Origin of the sequence: Mesobacillus maritimus (genome assembly GCF_019749255.1) — a bacterium.
Classification (GTDB): Bacteria; Bacillota; Bacilli; order Bacillales; family Cytobacillaceae; genus Mesobacillus_B; species Mesobacillus_B maritimus_A.
The window spans coordinates 75,392-90,791 of the sequence record NZ_JACWFH010000025.1 but is presented as its reverse complement, the minus strand read 5'-3'; the positions used below and the strand labels follow the sequence as shown (position 1 = coordinate 90,791).

Here is a 15,400-nt window from a genome sequence, read left to right as displayed (position 1 = left end):
GGATGTGAGTGAAATCCCATTCCATTCTCTTATCTCTCCCTCATTTTACTCCTTTCTATGGGTTAAACTCGCTTTAAATATTACAATTTAATAGAAATTACTAAAAATAAGGGTAAATGCAAAATCTTTTATGCTAGAATTCTTGTAAGCGCTTGGGTAGTAATTCGATATGACTCTTTATGCTAGAAGAATTTTGTAGAGGAGCAAGTGTTGATTATGATCCTTTTAATAGACAACTATGATTCCTTCACATTCAATTTGGTCCAATACCTTCGTGAACTAGGTGAACAAGTTATTGTGAAACGGAATAATCAAATTTCATTAGTAGAGATAGAAAACATGCAGCCGTCTCATATTCTTCTTTCCCCAGGACCTGGAAATCCTGATGCTGCAGGAATTTGTTTAGATATTGTAAAAACATTTCACCCCCGTATTCCAATACTCGGGGTTTGTCTTGGACAACAAATCATTGCGCAGGCTTTTGGAGGAAATGTCAAGAAGGCATTCCAGCCAATGCATGGAAAAACGGCCATGATTGATCATGACCAAAAAGGACTATTTAAAGACCTCCCAATTCCATTACAGGTAGCAAGGTATCATTCCCTGATTGTTGATGAAGAATCATTCCCAAGTTGCCTCGAAGTTAGCGCGAGAACGAAGGATGGAGAAATAATGGGTATACGCCACCGGGAATTACAAGTAGAAGGAGTTCAGTTCCACCCCGAAGCCATTCTTACGGAAAAAGGGTTGGAGATGTTAGCAAACTTCTTTTTAACACAACAAAAAACACAAAAGGAAGAATCTAATGAAACAACGAGACCCACTCTTATCCTTTGAGTTTGCTACCTCAGAAGGAACAATAAAGCCCCTTACGTTCAAAAACCCAATAAAAATTTATAAAGCGGATAAAATTAGTGATGTACTCCCCAGTTTAGAACTTGTACAAGCTGAAATTCAAAATGGATTCTATGCAGCTGGATTTTTATCATACGAAAGTGCCCCTGCCTTCGACCCTGCTTTTAAAGTCAGAACTGGGGGAACCATGCCACTTCTATGGTTTGGGATTTTTACAGAGCCTCTGGAAGAATCCATTTCTAGCACTGGCGCATACCACCTGTCAGAATGGATTCCTTCGATTGATCGATTACAATTTGATTCTGCCATTCAATCAATCAAACACTCTATTGAAAAGGGCGATACTTATCAGACAAATTATACCCTGCGGATGAATTCTCAATTTGGTGGCGATGAGATCGCTTATTTTGAAACATTAAAAAGAGCTCAATCCTCTAATTATTGTGCTTATGTTCAAACGGGAGAGCATAGCATTATATCTGCTTCGCCTGAATTGTTTTTTCGACTAGAAGGAACAGAACTGACAACAAGACCGATGAAGGGTACCATTAAAAGAGGAAACAGTTTGGCTGAGGATCAGGAAAATGCGAGTTGGCTCTATCATTCTGAAAAAGACCGCGCAGAAAATGTGATGATTGTCGACTTGCTTCGAAATGATTTAGGAATCATTGCAGAAACTGGATCTGTTAGAGTTGATAAACTGTTTGAGATAGAACAATACCCAACCGTTCACCAAATGACTTCAACTATTAAAGCAAAAGTACCGGAGACCACCCAACTCAGCGATATTTTCAAAGCTCTATTTCCTTGTGGGTCGATTACAGGAGCACCAAAGATAAGCACAATGGAGATTATTGCCGATATAGAAACAATGCCGCGAGAAGTTTACTGTGGCGCAATCGGCTATATGACTCCAAATAAAGAGGCTGTTTTTAATGTCCCCATTCGAACAGTTTTGATTGAACACGAAACCGGGAAAGCGACTTATGGTGTCGGCGGAGGTGTCACATGGGATTCAACCAGTGAGGGAGAATATCATGAGGTCCTCGCAAAGGCAAGCCTACTAAAAGCAACCAATCTTAAGTTTCAGTTGCTTGAGAGCCTTTTATTAAATGAGGGGCACTACTTTTTACTTGATGAACATCTGCAGCGACTCGAAAATACAGCGAACTACTTTGGTTATCCTTTTAGTCGCGAAAAAATAGAGAGACAGCTCAAAAAACTTGCGTGTTCCACTCCCAATGATAAAGTAAAGGTTCGCCTCTTAATTGCTCTGGATGGAAAAATCACGTTCGATACTCAACTTCTTTCACCATTAGAAGAATCGCCAACGATAATCCTGGCTGATGAACCAATTGATAAAAATAATCCCTTCCTGTACCACAAGACAACAAACCGAGAAATTTATTCCTTTTTTCAAAGCAAGAAACCTTCTGGAGTTTTTGATGTCCTTCTATGGAACAAAGAAGGCGAATTGACAGAGTTTACAAACGGGAATGTTGTTTTGGAGATGGATGATGGCAAATGGACTCCTCCCATTGACAGTGGGTTACTAGCTGGTACCTATCGTGAGAGACTGATAAAAAATGGAGATATTCAGGAGCGAACAATAACACGTGCAGACTTGTATAAGAGCAAAAGGATTTGGTTTATTAATAGTGTTCGAAAGTGGATTGAAGTGAAACTTACTTAATTAAGCAGGAGCATTCTCCTAATGGAGGCTCCTGTTTATTTATATTTATAGAATTCTATAGCCTACATTGTAAGGAATGATATCACTTTAGGGATGCGCTTTTTAAAGGTATTATAGGTATGCTCGCCTCCATTAATTTTGTGAAACTTTGTTTCTGTCACTTTATCTTTTACGATTTTATGGACAGCTTGATTCGATGTTAAAAACAACTCACTGACTTTTGCACCCTCTCCTGCTTCATTTGTCCCACAATCTAGATAAACTCGATAAAGCCTTGACAAGCCAGTGTTTTTTATAGACTCGAATTTTTCTCTCTTCATTGAATAAGGGCACTTTAAACGTTTCTAGCATGACAAGTCTCCCTTTTTCGCAATCTGTGTTCTTTTGATAATTATTACACATCCGATCCTGTTTTTCCTTCTAATTAGGAAGAACGCAAAAAGAGCATAAGGCCTTTTTCTAAAAGGGGGCTTATGCTCTAATCTCCGGGCTTGTCTATTTATTTATTCTGAGCAATCAACAATTCAATCTCTTCTTTTGTTGGGAGAGCCGATATGGCACCCTTTTCGGTTGTGGTCAAAGCTCCACTAGCATTTGCAAAGCGAAGGATCTCTGCCTGATGGTGTTGTAATATTCCCTCAACTTTCTCGGGGGTTGCTTGTAATTCAAGTAGATTGTATAAAAATCCCCCAATAAAAGCATCCCCAGCACCAGTTGTGTCTTTTACCTCAACTGAATAGCCGCTTGATGTATAATGGTTTCCAGGTAAAATCAGAGAAGCTCCTGAGGCACCCTTCGTGAAAACGACTGCTTTCACATTACCAATGAACAAAGATTGTAATGCCTTTTCCTCATTTTCAATGCCAGTTATGAACTCAAGTTCTTCATCAGAAACCTTTACAATATCCGCGAATGGTATAAATTCAAGAATTGCCTGACGGCAGTCTGCTTTTCTTTTCCAAAGTGGGAGCCTGACATTTGGATCAAAGCTGACAATTCCACCCGCGTTTGACACAGATTTGATGGCTTTCTTATGTGCGTGTTTCATTGGGCTCTCCACTAAATCTACCGAACAAAAATGGAGGATATCACCCGCTTGAAACCATTGTGGATCAATTTCCTCTTCGCCCAAGAGCATATCAGCAGATGGATTTCGATAAAAGGAAAAGTCACGTTCCCCATTATTCTGTAGAGAGACAAAGGCTAAAGCAGTATTTGCTTCACTTGTCCGAAGTATTTTATTCGTTTGTACTCCTACCTTTGTTAGTTGTTCTACTAAAAAATCTCCAAACGCATCTGTTCCTAACATAGATATCATTTCAGCTTCTTGTCCGTACTTGGCAACAGCTGCTGCCACATTCGCAGGTGCCCCTCCAGGAGCTCTTTCAAAAGCGAAAACTTCCTTTAATGCAACCCCTTTTTGAAGGGGAATGAAATCAATTAATACCTCACCTATCGAAAATAGTTTTCCCATAATGTCACCTCATCACTTTTCATTATCACTACTTATCTCCCATTTAACGGCCTTCACACTCGTTTGCCCTCCATGAGCAAATAAGCGAATTCCTTGGCTATTTTTATTAGGAAAAATTCTACCTGTGAATACTTCTTCTCCATCATTGACAAACACTTCTACAGAAGAGCTGTCAACAAAGATACGGAATGAAATGATTTCAGCATCCAACTTACATTTTCGAACTGTACCAAAATTTTCAGCGAAAGGTTGCCCTGAATAGGTCCGGTCAAAGACCACTTTTCTCTCAGCAGCATCATACTTGATAATAGTCTTTTCGTTTTCCCCAACGCGAAGTTCGAGACCGAATTCTGCTGCAGTGTTAGCGGAGAATTCTACAATAAGTTCGTATGCCTCACCCTCAAAGCCATCAAGAGTGATTGTTTCATGATTCATTATTTTTTTAGCTTCCATGCTTTTACCACGAAGCAATGTTAATTCGTCGACTGGTTGTTGAATCAACTTCCCGTCTTTTATTGACAATTCCCTTGGAAGAGTCAAACAGTGCGCCCAGCCATTTTTATCAGTCGGATAATCGATTTCTGGTAAACCCATCCACCCTACTAAAATTCGACGACCATTAGCATCTAATGTTGTTTGCGGAGCATAAAAGTCAAATCCTCGATCAAGCTCTTGAAAACGACCATGAGTAAGTTCGCTTTTCTCTAAATCTAGCTGCTGGCCAATCACATAACCAGACTGATAAATATTATGATAAGCATCCCCTTCTGCCTCTAGACCTTGTGGTGAAAAGATTAGAACTCCTTGTTCATCCATCTCAAAATAGTCTGGGCACTCCCACATATAACCAAAATATTCTAGGTCGGTTTTCACTTCGCCAACAAACTGCCAGTCTTGTAAATTAGGAGATTGGTATAAAACCACACATCCTGATTCATTTTCTCTTTGCGCACCAATTACTGTGTAAAACATTTCTCCTTGTTGCCACACCTTTGGATCACGAAAATGATCGGTGTATCCTTTTGGAACATCACCAATTACCGGGTTATCACTTTTGGTGATAGCACCGTTTTCATTCATCACTGCCAAACATTGATATGGATGTCGATTCCAGTTTTCATCACGGGTGTTGCCTGTATATAGAAGGTAAAGCTTTCCTTCATGTTCAAGGGCACTTCCTGAGTAAACCCCATGACTGTCATAGTCATTTGATGGCTCAATCGCCATTCCAACATTTTCCCAATGAACAAAATCATTTGATTTCGTATGGTACCAATGCTTCAATCCGTGAACAGGACCAAGCGGAAACCACTGATAGAATAAATGATATTCTCCGTTATAATAAGCAAAGCCATTTGGGTCGTTTAAGAGTCCTGTTACTGGTTGAATATGAAAAGACTGTCGCCATGGACATTGATTGACTAGCTGTGCTAGCGCTTGGATTTCTTTCTCCGTAACATCGTCTATTTTTCTGTATCGCTGTTCTTTTGTCCATTCCATGCTGTTCACTCCTATTTTGAAAAGCGGAAGCGCCTGATTAGCCCCCGACAGCCCTATGACGAGCCCGCGAAAAGGTTGTTATTTAACCTTCTTGGCGGATCGGCTTATGACCCGAGGAGTTAGGCGCTGTAGCTAGACAATTCTATAAGTCCAAACTTACTAATTAAAATAAATGAAGGAGAATCTCAGGATTCTCCTAGTCATTTTTTTGTCATTATGCTGCTGCTTGTTCAGAAGCCTGATTTGCTGTTTTTTTTGCATCTCTTTTAGCCAAAATAATGGTGACCACAAAGGATACTGCGAACGAAATGGCCATCCCGATGATGTAAGAAATGATTGTATCCGGACGAATCGAGATGATTCCTGGAAGGCCAGCTGCCCCTAATGCTGTTGCTTTTACCTGGAATAAAGTAACAAAGCCTGATGAGACGCCGGCACCGATAAGCGCACCGATAAATGGATAGCGTAATTTTAAATTAACCCCAAACAAAGCTGGCTCGGTAATGCCTAACAACGCAGAGATTCCAGCAGCAGAGGCTGTCCCTTTGATTTTCGCATTTTTCGTTGTCTTTAAGACAGCAAGTGTTGCTCCACCTTGCGCGATATTTGACATCGCTGCGATAACGAAAATAAATGAACCACCTGTTTTTACAACATCCGCCAATAATTGTGTTTCAACTGCAATAAAACTATGGTGCATTCCGGTAATGACAATCGGTGCATAAAACAGACCGAAAATAATACCACCAATTGCCCCTGTTGTGTCATACATCCAGACGATTCCATCTGTAAGTAAGTTCCCCGCCGAACGGGTAAGTGGACCTACTAATGTAAATGTCAAAAGACCTGTAATAAAAATGGAGAATAAAGGCGTTAACAAATTATCTAGAGCTGATGGAACAAACTTCCGTAAGAAGGTTTCTGTCTTTGCTAAAATAAAAGAGGAGGCAAGGACAGGTAGCACGGTTCCCTGATAGCCAACCTTTTCGATTTCCAAGCCAAAAAGATTCCACACAGGAACATCGTTATCAAGTAAAGCTGCTCCGTAGTTGTATCCATTTAATAAGTCTGGGTGAACCATTAACATTCCAAGAGTCGCACCAAGGAATGGATTCCCTCCAAATCTCTTTGTTGCCGAAAAACCGATTAATATCGGTAAAAAGACAAAGGCCGCATTTGCAAATGTATTAATGAGTGCTGCTAAATCCGCCATTTCAGGATTTGCATCCACTAATGATTTTCCTTCGATAAATAAGTCCGGAGCTGTTAGGATATTATTGATTCCCATTAGCAATCCACCAGCCACAATGGCCGGAATAATTGGAACAAAGATGTCTGAGAGCATTTTTACAAATTGTTGAATTGGATTCAGTTTCTTCGTTGCCGCCTCTTTTACATCACTCGTCGACATTTCATTTTGACCAGATAACTTCGCTAAGTGCTTATATACCTCATTTACCGTTCCGGATCCTAAAATTATTTGATATTGACCCCCAGTTGAAAAGGTCCCTTTTACTTCATCCATTTGGTCAAGCTTTGACTGATCGACGATAGATTCGTCATTTAATACTAAACGTAATCGTGTTGCACAATGGGCCGCTGCTGATAGGTTCTCTTGCCCACCAATTGCGTCTAATACTTCTTGTGCTATTTTTTTATGATCCATTTTAATCCCCTCCTATTGTTTCAAGCGGAACCGGTTCCGTTTTTGTTCAAAAAAATAACATTCCATTGATAGGAACCGGTTCCATCTCTATCTAAAAAAATATAATTCGAAAGAAAAACCGATTTCATTGGCCATACCTATTCGGTATAACCGTTTAGTGGAACCGGTTCCTTTGTCTGTATTATAAAATATGTTTTGAGTTAGTGTCAACGCTTTCTCTCTCGATAATTTCATATTTTGAAATGGTTAATTTTTCTATTGGCCGTTCATTGACAAGGTCAACCATATGCTTAGCGGCCGTTTGTCCTGCTTCTTTGTAAAAAAACTTAGCGGTCGTTAAGCTAGGATGGATGATTTCTGTGACCTCATACCCTCCAAAACCCGTAATAGCTAGATCCTTGGGGATTGTCAACCCTTCTGAATAGGTTGCCTTTAGCACACCTAGGGCAATATTATCTGTAGCGCAAACAAAAATGGAAGGCTTTGATTCTTTTATAATCTTATATGCACTTGCTTGGGCAGCGGGGATATTGAACTCAGTCTCGTAGTAGTGGACTTGACATTCAGGTCCTTCTGAGATTGCCTGTTTAAATCCTTGCTTTCGTTTCACTCCTACCGCAATATCCTTTTCGGTTACTCCCAAATAAGCAATGTTCCGATAGCCTTTCTCCAGAACATACTGCCCCATTTCATAACCAGCATGGTAATCATCGTGGATAAGACTATGAAATTCTTTATGCTCCTGTCCGATTAGGAGTACTGGAATGTTAACTGCCTCAAATGCTTGGATATGTTTGTCCGTAATTTCGGTGGCCAATAAGATAATGCCCGCCAGCTTTTGGTTAGCAAAGCTATAAATACTCTCAATCTCGCGTTCCAAACTTTGGCTTGTATTGGAGATGAGCATCTGATAATTCATTTCTTTTAATTGCTCATCAATCCCAATTAATGTTTGTGAAGCAGCGTAGGAGTCAAGCCGCGGAACAATCGTGCCAATAATATTTGTTTTCTTCGCTTTCAGACTTTGGGCAAACGGGTTAGGTGTATACCCGGTTTCCTTAATCGCCTTTTCAATTTTCTTTCGGGTAGCTTCTCCAACGGAACCCCCATTTAAAAAGCGAGAAACGGTGCTCTTTGCAACCCCAGCAAGTTTGGCTATATCTGAAATGGTGCTACTCATCTTTTTATACCTCACAACATTTATTATTCTTTATCATCATTATAGTATACTTTCTAATCCCATTTCGAACAGAAGCATCCAATCTGCCTAATAACAGGTCCGGCCAATTATTCTATCAAGTACTCATGAATATAAAATAATGACTTGGCAAGCAAGCTTGGATTCTCGTTTAGAAGTTGATGGTCTCCTCCATGAACAAGACGAACTTGACAGTTAGGAAATTTCTTTTGAATGAAAGTCAGGTTGTAGTTCCAGTCAACGGTTTGGTCTACATCACCTTGTAGGACGAAAATCTTCTCATCAGACTTTTTGTAGTTTTTTAATTTCCTATTCCATTCCCTTAAAGCCACAAACCAAACAAGTGGTATTTTATGGTGTTGAAGAGGATCTTGTTTAACAAACTTCAAATAGGCCGCGTCGGAGGAATTTTTTTTATACACACGGGTCAATTGTTTTACAAAAGGGAAAATCAGCCTAATCCCTAGTTTTGAAAGATGCCATTTATAGGAGCGAACTAGTGGAGAAACAAGAATCACCTTTTTAAAGGTTCCTTGTTTCCTTAATAAATAGTCTAGGATTATCGCTCCGCCTGTACTGTGAGCCACCACATGAAGTGGTAAGTTCGTTTTCCTCCTTACCCACTGGTTTACTTCATGAAAAACCGCTACATAATCATGAAAGTCATTGATTTCTGCTCGGGCTCCACTAGACAAGCCATGTCCTTGCAAATCATATGTAATCACGAGGTACTGCTTATGGAGCAAACTGTTTATTAAATTTCGTATGGAGCCACTGTGATCTAAGTACCCATGGACCACGAGAACACATCCTATTGGGTTTGAAGGCGTGAAGGATTGAATAAAGATCTTCTCCGCGCCATACTGGAAAAATTCAAAATGGTGTTCAATTCCTTGAGTATAGATTTCATAAAACGATAAATAGTGATTTATATCTTCAATTGAAGGATGCTTTGAAACCGACTCTTTCCCTCGCTTCACTTTCCACACGTCCTTTTATCTCTTAAGCTATCCTAATTGTACTACCATCCCATTTACATAGTCCTTTCATCATAACAAAATCCAGCTAATTTGGTTATATTTACCTACTTTACCCAATAAAATTGTAAAGGCTTTAACTTTATAGGAGGTGTTATCATTGAGGGTTGGGGTCCTTTTTCTTAAAATGGCAGCCTTGTATTTCTTAATAGGTGTAGGGATGGGTCTTACAATGGAGATTATTGGAGACCATAGACTAGGCGGCGCTCATGCTCACATTAACTTAGTTGGTTGGGCTTCTATGGGTTTGTTCGGGATCATTTATGTTCTATTCCCAAAGGCTGGAGGGTCTGTTTTAGCGAAGCTACACTTTTGGCTTTATAACATTTCACTTCCTTTATTTATGCTCGGATTATGTTTAGTTCTTTTAGGTAATACATCCTTCATGTTTCTGTTAATGATTTTCCCTAATATTTTGGTTCTAAGTGTGTTGCTGTTTGTCATCAATGTTTTCAGAAACGTTAAAGCAGCAGATGTGGCACAATTATTAAATAAAGGCTAAATAACTACACATGTCCCCTTTCTCATCTTGAGTAGGGGACTTTTTTATTCTGTTTAAAATTGGTGCCAGGTCTTCTCTAGCTCTTTAGCTGGCACTGGCTTCCCAAAGTAAAATCCTTGTGCTTCGTTACAATTGAGACTTGTTAGCAAGTCGACATGTTTCTTTGTTTCCACTCCTTCAGCGATGACCTGGAGGTTTAAAGTATGTGCCATGATAATAATCGTCTTTACTAGCGTTTCATCATTGGAATGGACAATATCGCGAATAAAGGATTGATCGATTTTCAACTTATCGATTGGAAATTTCTTCAGATAATAAAGTGAACTATACCCTGTACCAAAGTCATCAATACTAACTTTTACCCCTAGCATCTTCAATTCCTTAAGCGTCGAAATCGATTTATCCACTTCCATCATTATACTCTCGGTAATTTCTAGCACTAAATACTTTGCGTCGAGCTCTGAGTCCAATAAAACACTCTGAATGGTTTCTACGATATTTGATTGAAACTGTCTTGGCGATAAGTTAACCGAAACGGCAATTGCGGGATATCCGCTTTGCTGCCAGGTTTTGTTTTGTGAACAAGCTTCACGGATTGCCCATTCTCCGATTGGAATGATGAGCCCTGATTCTTCAGCGAAGGGAATAAACTCAAGTGGAGAAATTATTCCCTTTTTGGGATGGTTCCAGCGAATTAAGGCTTCTACCCCAACCATTTCTTGTGTTTTTAAATGATATTGAGGTTGGTAGTATAACATAAATTCGCCTCGCTCTAATGCCTTACGAAGATCCATTTCCAACTCCACTTTATTTTGGGAATGAACCAAAAACTCTTTCGTAAAGAGTTTATAGTTATTTGCTCCTGTATTTTTGGCAAAGTACATCGCTAAATCAGCATTTTTTATGAGCTCCATAGGACTGTTGCCATGGTGAGGATAAACAACAATCCCAATACTTGGTGAGATGATAAGTTCGTACTGATCAATCAATATGGGGACTGATAATTCATCGACTATCTTTTTCGAAATGGCTTTTGCCTTACTGATACTCGAGTGAGGAAGAAGAATGGTAAATTCATCCCCACCATGTCTAAAGATTATTTCGTCACCTTGGACACATCTGTTCATGTTTTCGGCAATTTTTATTAACAACTGATCCCCAATCTCATGTCCCATCGTATCATTGACTTCTTTAAATCGGTCTAGGTCAATAAAGAGTAAGGAAAATTCACTATTTTGATTCTTAGATGTCTCAATGAACTCATTGAGTTTTTCATAAAATCGATTTCGATTAGGCAGATTCGTTAATTGGTCATGATAGGCCATATGTTTAATCATTTGTTCGTTCTTTTCCCTATCGGTAACATCAATCACAACTCCGATAACCGCAGTTTCCCCCTCAAAAACAATTCTCGATCCATATACCTGTACCGTGAGAATTTTTTTATCCTTTCGAACAACTCTATATGTATAGGTAAGGTTTGCTTGTTCATTTAAGATTCTCTTTCTGATATTTGCTCGTACGTAGGCCAAGTCTTCTGAATAAATATATTCTGAAAGATTCATGCCAAAGAGTTCCTCACAACTGTAACCAAGCATCTCGCATAAATAGGGATTAATATAAACAATTCTTTCCTCTTGCATGATGTAAACCCCGACAAGAGAATTTTCCACAAGAGTTCTGTATTTGGACTCCGCCTCGACCAAATCCTGTTGTGCCTTAATAAACTCAGTGATATCTTTTACAATGCAATAGACACCAGTAACTGTTTGATTAACAGTAATGGGGATGCTCGTGATATTTATCTTACGTTGGTTTCCAGTCGCATCGATGATGGTACAGTCTATATTAGATGGAATCCCCTCTTTAGCTCTAAAAAAGTGATGAACCGTCCTATCAACATCCTCCGGGATGATTAGGGGTGTAAAAGGCTTATTCACCAACTCTTTTATCGAATAACCAAACAAGGAAGTTAATGCTTGGTTCGCTGTGAGAAAATTGCCATCTAAATCAAAAGTTAAAATCGTGTCCGGATTTTGTTCATATAAGGACTTGTAATATTGTTCATTCAGGTGAATTAATTCTTCTTGGTCAGAAATCTTCTGGTCGACCTTAGCGAAAAACATTAAAATGAAGACTATTGTAATAATGGCTATTTCTAGTCCAATCCCTAAAATTGTTGAACTAATCACTGGATGATGCACATTATTGTCCCCGTTTTGATCATAAACCGTCGTCGCTGCCATCATGGCAAGATAATGAAACCCACTAATGGCAAGACCTAGGTAAATGGCACTTTTCATTGTTGTTGAAAAGATTATTTTCTCACTTGACCCAAAGAGCCTAAAAGATAGGTAGGAAACCATACAGGCGAACAGAGTTGCACATCCATAAATAAATGGCGAATAGGACACCGTATAATGTGCACTGATTGAAGTCATGCCAATATAATGGGTAATTGCAATACCAATGCCTAGTAAAATGCTACTAAGCACCCATGGATTAGAAATCGATTTATTCACAACAAGAATAAATAAAGAAGCAAAGGAAAAAAAGACCGCAATGGCCAGAGTCAAAAGAACCTGTACAAGCTTGAATTCACCATTATGGGACAGGTTCATGGCTAACATCCCAATATAGTGCATCGACCATATTCCTAGCCCTAAAACAAATGCACTGCTAAAATGCCAAATCTTCCTTGTCTTCCCTTTTAATCCAGATACTCTTGTTAACAATATTAGCGCTGTATATGATGTGATAATTGATGTAATAATTGAAAAGATCACTAATAATAGATTATAGTGACCATGAACAGTAAGATCCTCCATGATAACGATGCACCCCAAGGTCAGTAATAGCAAAATCCCTAAAATAAGGAACGATAGAATATTTTCCCTCTTTATAGCTTTTCCCCCTTAGAACAAAGTATTTATCAAATGGATAAATACTTGGGTGTTGATGGGATTTAAAAAGGCTGTTTTCGTAAAGAGTGGTGAACGTACCTTTTACTAAGGCAATGAAAATGAAAAAAGCATTCCTGGGCTCCCCTATCCAGAAATGCTTTTGAATTCCTTCTATAAGAATTTACAAGACCTTACTCAAAAATGATTGTGTTCTGCTATTCTGTGGATTGTCAAAGATTTGCTGTGGTGAGCCTTCCTCCATGACAATGCCTTCATCCATAAACAAAACTCGGTTTCCAACTTCTTTTGCAAAACCCATTTCATGGGTCACGACGACCATTGTCATGCCTTCTTTAGCGAGGTCTTGCATAACTTCTAGTACATCGCCAACCAATTCAGGATCAAGTGCTGAAGTCGGTTCGTCAAATAACATAACTTTTGGCTCCATGGCCAGTGCTCTAGCAATGGCAACCCTTTGCTTTTGTCCACCTGATAAACTATCAGGGTATACAGATGCTTTGTCTGATAAACCAACCTTTTCTAATAAAGGCAATGCGGCGGCTTCTGCTTCACTTTTGCTCATTTTTTTAATTTTGCGAGGTCCAAGTGTGATATTATCGAGGACCGTCATATGTGGAAAAAGATTAAAATGCTGAAAGACCATGCCCACCCGTGATCGAATCGAGTTGATATCAATTTTAGGATCGGTTAAATTTTCTCCGTCTATGATTACTTCGCCACTAGTCACTTCTTCTAATAAATTCAAACAACGTAAGAACGTACTTTTCCCTGAACCAGAAGGTCCAATGACACAAACAACTTCCTTCTCCTCTATGTTGGCGTTGATTCCTTTTAATACTTCTAATTTCCCAAAGGATTTATGCAAATCTTTTACTTGTATCATTAAACATCCAGCCTCCTTTCAATCCGTCGCAAATAAAGCGATGTAGGGATTGTGATTACTAGATAAAGTAGGCAAACCATGCTTAAGGTTTCAAATGGTGTAAAGGTCGTTGCATAGTAGGTTTTTGCTTGATACACCATCTCCCCTACTGCGATAGCTGAAAAGAGCGAGGTATCTTTTAAACTAATCACAAATTGATTGCCTAGTGGTGGTATCATTCGTTTAAAGGCTTGTGGCCAGATAATGTAACGCATGGTCTGCGTTTTCGTTAAGCCGATTGATCTTCCCGCTTCCATCTGTCCTTTATCAACGGAATGCACGGCACCTCGGACGATTTCTGCAATATAGGCACCGGCATTAAGAGCAATCGCTAAGATAGCCGCAACGAGTTTGTGCATATTAATATCCAGTAGCTGAGATAATCCAAAATAGATAAAGAGAATTTGGGCTAGTAAGGGGGTTCCCCTTATGATTTCTACATAGATTGATGAAAGACCATAAATCAATTTGTTTTTAGATAATCGACCAAACCCCATAATTGCTCCGATGACAAATCCAAAAAACAACCCCACAAAAGTAATGAGCAATGTATAAAGAAGTCCTTCTAGTAAATACGGCATTGGTTTCATATAGTCTGAGTTTAATAAAGCTTCCATATTCTCACCTTCTTTTATGTAAAATAGTAATCTCAGTCTAAAAAAAGTGTAACAAGCTAAACTTGCTACACTTTTTTTAATCAGAGTTGTTTAGTTCTCCGTGCCAAATGGGCGTTCACCGAACCATTTTTCGTAAATATCATCATATGTTCCATCTTCTTTAAACTTTTCAAGGGCTTCGTTAAATGGAGAAACGAGCTCTGATCCTTGTTTAAAGGCAATGCCATATTGCTGAGCTTCGGCAATGTCTCCTACTACTTTCAGACTGCCTTCAGCTTTTTCATTTACGTAATAAAGTGCATTTGGAGAGTCATAGACGACCGCATCAATTCGACCACTGCGTAGCTCCATATACGCTTCTACGATTCCTTCAAATGGAACTACTTCTGCATCCGGATAATTCTCTGTTAAATAATCATAGCTAGTTGACCCTGTTCTTGTTGCAACCTTCTTCCCTGATAGGTCATCCATTGAGGTAATCTCTTCATTATCTGCCTCAACGACCGTGATGAGCCCTGCATCGTAATATGGATTAGAGAAGTCTATTTTTTCTTTTCGTTCGTCCGTAATGGTAATCCCGGCAATCCCGATTTCAAAACGACCCGTTTCCATTCCGGCGATTAACCCACTGAACTCCAGTGTTTCAAATTCAATTTCAACGCCTGACTCGTCAGCAAGTGCCTGAATTAAATCGATATCGAACCCTTCCATTTCTCCTGTATCAGGATTCTGAAACTCAAAAGGAACAAAATTGCTATCTGTTGCAACTGTATAAACAGTTCCTTCTTTTGAGCCTCCTGTTGAATCATCCGTTTGTTCACCTGAAGATTCTTCGCTGCTCCCACATGCTGTTATGATAAGCGTGGTAAGGATGAGCATCACAAAGTATAAGTATCCTTTTTTCATATATCTCTCCCCCTTCGCACCTAATTATTACAAAGTTTACATAATTGTTAAACTTCGGTATTTCTTATATATTCAGAGTATTCTAGCAAATAAGCCTAAGAGACTA

Annotated in this window: 13 protein-coding genes; 3 read left to right on the top strand and 10 right to left on the bottom strand. The window is 39.2% G+C overall.

The genetic code is table 11. The annotated features are described in order from the left end of the window. The first annotated feature begins 216 nt into the window (after positions 1-216). Together H0185_RS17875 and pabB are read left to right on the top strand one after the other, a co-directional pair. On the top strand, positions 217-837 hold the full coding sequence (locus H0185_RS17875) for an anthranilate synthase component II (RefSeq protein WP_221874848.1): 621 nt from the start codon (positions 217-219) through the stop codon (positions 835-837). Next, complete coding sequence (gene pabB, locus H0185_RS17870; RefSeq protein ID WP_221874847.1) at positions 806-2,548, top strand: aminodeoxychorismate synthase component I; 1,743 nt, start codon at positions 806-808, stop codon at positions 2,546-2,548. Before H0185_RS17875 ends, pabB begins: the two co-directional genes overlap by 32 nt. A 62-nt stretch (positions 2,549-2,610) precedes the next feature. Here pabB and H0185_RS17865 read toward each other — a convergent pair whose 3' ends face one another. The 6 genes from H0185_RS17865 to H0185_RS17840 all read right to left on the bottom strand — a co-directional run bounded on the left by H0185_RS17865 (position 2,611) and on the right by H0185_RS17840 (position 9,366). Continuing rightward, positions 2,611-2,868 (bottom strand): alpha/beta hydrolase, encoded by a 258-nt coding sequence (locus tag H0185_RS17865; protein ID WP_221874846.1) that lies wholly within the window; start codon positions 2,866-2,868, stop codon positions 2,611-2,613. 179 nt (positions 2,869-3,047) lie between these two features. Then, positions 3,048-4,022: a carbohydrate kinase family protein gene (locus tag H0185_RS17860; protein WP_221874845.1), complete on the bottom strand. Its 975-nt coding sequence runs from the start codon at positions 4,020-4,022 to the stop codon at positions 3,048-3,050. A 12-nt stretch (positions 4,023-4,034) separates the two neighbouring features. Then, positions 4,035-5,522: a glycoside hydrolase family 32 protein gene (locus H0185_RS17855; protein ID WP_221874844.1), complete on the bottom strand. Its 1,488-nt coding sequence runs from the start codon at positions 5,520-5,522 to the stop codon at positions 4,035-4,037. A 214-nt stretch (positions 5,523-5,736) separates the two neighbouring features. Next, a complete protein-coding gene (locus H0185_RS17850; RefSeq protein ID WP_221874843.1) occupies positions 5,737-7,188 on the bottom strand; it encodes a sucrose-specific PTS transporter subunit IIBC in 1,452 nt (483 codons plus the stop codon). 181 nt (positions 7,189-7,369) lie between these two features. After that, positions 7,370-8,368 (bottom strand): LacI family DNA-binding transcriptional regulator, encoded by a 999-nt coding sequence (locus H0185_RS17845; protein ID WP_221874842.1) that lies wholly within the window; start codon positions 8,366-8,368, stop codon positions 7,370-7,372. A gap of 107 nt (positions 8,369-8,475) precedes the next feature. Continuing rightward, a complete protein-coding gene (locus H0185_RS17840) occupies positions 8,476-9,366 on the bottom strand; it encodes an alpha/beta hydrolase (RefSeq protein ID WP_221874841.1) in 891 nt (296 codons plus the stop codon). A gap of 157 nt (positions 9,367-9,523) precedes the next feature. Between H0185_RS17840 and H0185_RS17835 the strand changes: the two genes are divergently transcribed. Beyond that, positions 9,524-9,925 carry a cbb3-type cytochrome c oxidase subunit I gene (locus tag H0185_RS17835; RefSeq protein ID WP_246629268.1) on the top strand — a complete coding sequence of 134 codons (402 nt, stop codon included), beginning with the start codon at positions 9,524-9,526 and terminating at the stop codon, positions 9,923-9,925. Positions 9,926-9,978: 53 nt separating this feature from the next. Here the strand turns inward: H0185_RS17835 and H0185_RS17830 are convergent, their stop codons facing one another. From H0185_RS17830 to H0185_RS17815, 4 genes are all read right to left on the bottom strand, one after another. Next, entirely contained in the window at positions 9,979-12,753 is a 2,775-nt protein-coding gene (locus tag H0185_RS17830) for a bifunctional diguanylate cyclase/phosphodiesterase (RefSeq protein ID WP_221874840.1), read from the bottom strand. Between the two features lie 256 nt (positions 12,754-13,009). Beyond that, a complete protein-coding gene (locus H0185_RS17825; RefSeq protein WP_221874839.1) occupies positions 13,010-13,732 on the bottom strand; it encodes an amino acid ABC transporter ATP-binding protein in 723 nt (240 codons plus the stop codon). Beyond that, positions 13,732-14,388: an amino acid ABC transporter permease gene (locus H0185_RS17820; protein ID WP_221874838.1), complete on the bottom strand. Its 657-nt coding sequence runs from the start codon at positions 14,386-14,388 to the stop codon at positions 13,732-13,734. The genes H0185_RS17825 and H0185_RS17820 overlap by 1 nt, the downstream gene beginning before the upstream one ends. Before the next feature lie 90 nt (positions 14,389-14,478). Next, complete coding sequence (locus H0185_RS17815) at positions 14,479-15,294, bottom strand: glutamine ABC transporter substrate-binding protein (protein ID WP_221874837.1); 816 nt, start codon at positions 15,292-15,294, stop codon at positions 14,479-14,481. Positions 15,295-15,400: the final 106 nt, after the last annotated feature.

Bases quoted from the DNA above. Each gene is read 5' to 3' on its own strand.
- pabB (WP_221874847.1), top strand. From the start codon at position 806: ATGAAACAACGAGACCCACTCTTATCCTTTGAGTTTGCTACCTCAGAA.
- H0185_RS17845 (WP_221874842.1), bottom strand. From the start codon at position 8,368: ATGAGTAGCACCATTTCAGATATAGCCAAACTTGCTGGGGTTGCAAAG.
- H0185_RS17815 (WP_221874837.1), bottom strand. From the start codon at position 15,294: ATGAAAAAAGGATACTTATACTTTGTGATGCTCATCCTTACCACGCTT.
- H0185_RS17825 (WP_221874839.1), bottom strand. From the start codon at position 13,732: ATGATACAAGTAAAAGATTTGCATAAATCCTTTGGGAAATTAGAAGTA.
- H0185_RS17855 (WP_221874844.1), bottom strand. From the start codon at position 5,522: ATGGAATGGACAAAAGAACAGCGATACAGAAAAATAGACGATGTTACG.
- H0185_RS17820 (WP_221874838.1), bottom strand. From the start codon at position 14,388: ATGGAAGCTTTATTAAACTCAGACTATATGAAACCAATGCCGTATTTA.
- H0185_RS17865 (WP_221874846.1), bottom strand. From the start codon at position 2,868: ATGAAGAGAGAAAAATTCGAGTCTATAAAAAACACTGGCTTGTCAAGG.
- H0185_RS17830 (WP_221874840.1), bottom strand. From the start codon at position 12,753: ATGGAGGATCTTACTGTTCATGGTCACTATAATCTATTATTAGTGATC.
- H0185_RS17875 (WP_221874848.1), top strand. From the start codon at position 217: ATGATCCTTTTAATAGACAACTATGATTCCTTCACATTCAATTTGGTC.
- H0185_RS17850 (WP_221874843.1), bottom strand. From the start codon at position 7,188: ATGGATCATAAAAAAATAGCACAAGAAGTATTAGACGCAATTGGTGGG.
- H0185_RS17860 (WP_221874845.1), bottom strand. From the start codon at position 4,022: ATGGGAAAACTATTTTCGATAGGTGAGGTATTAATTGATTTCATTCCC.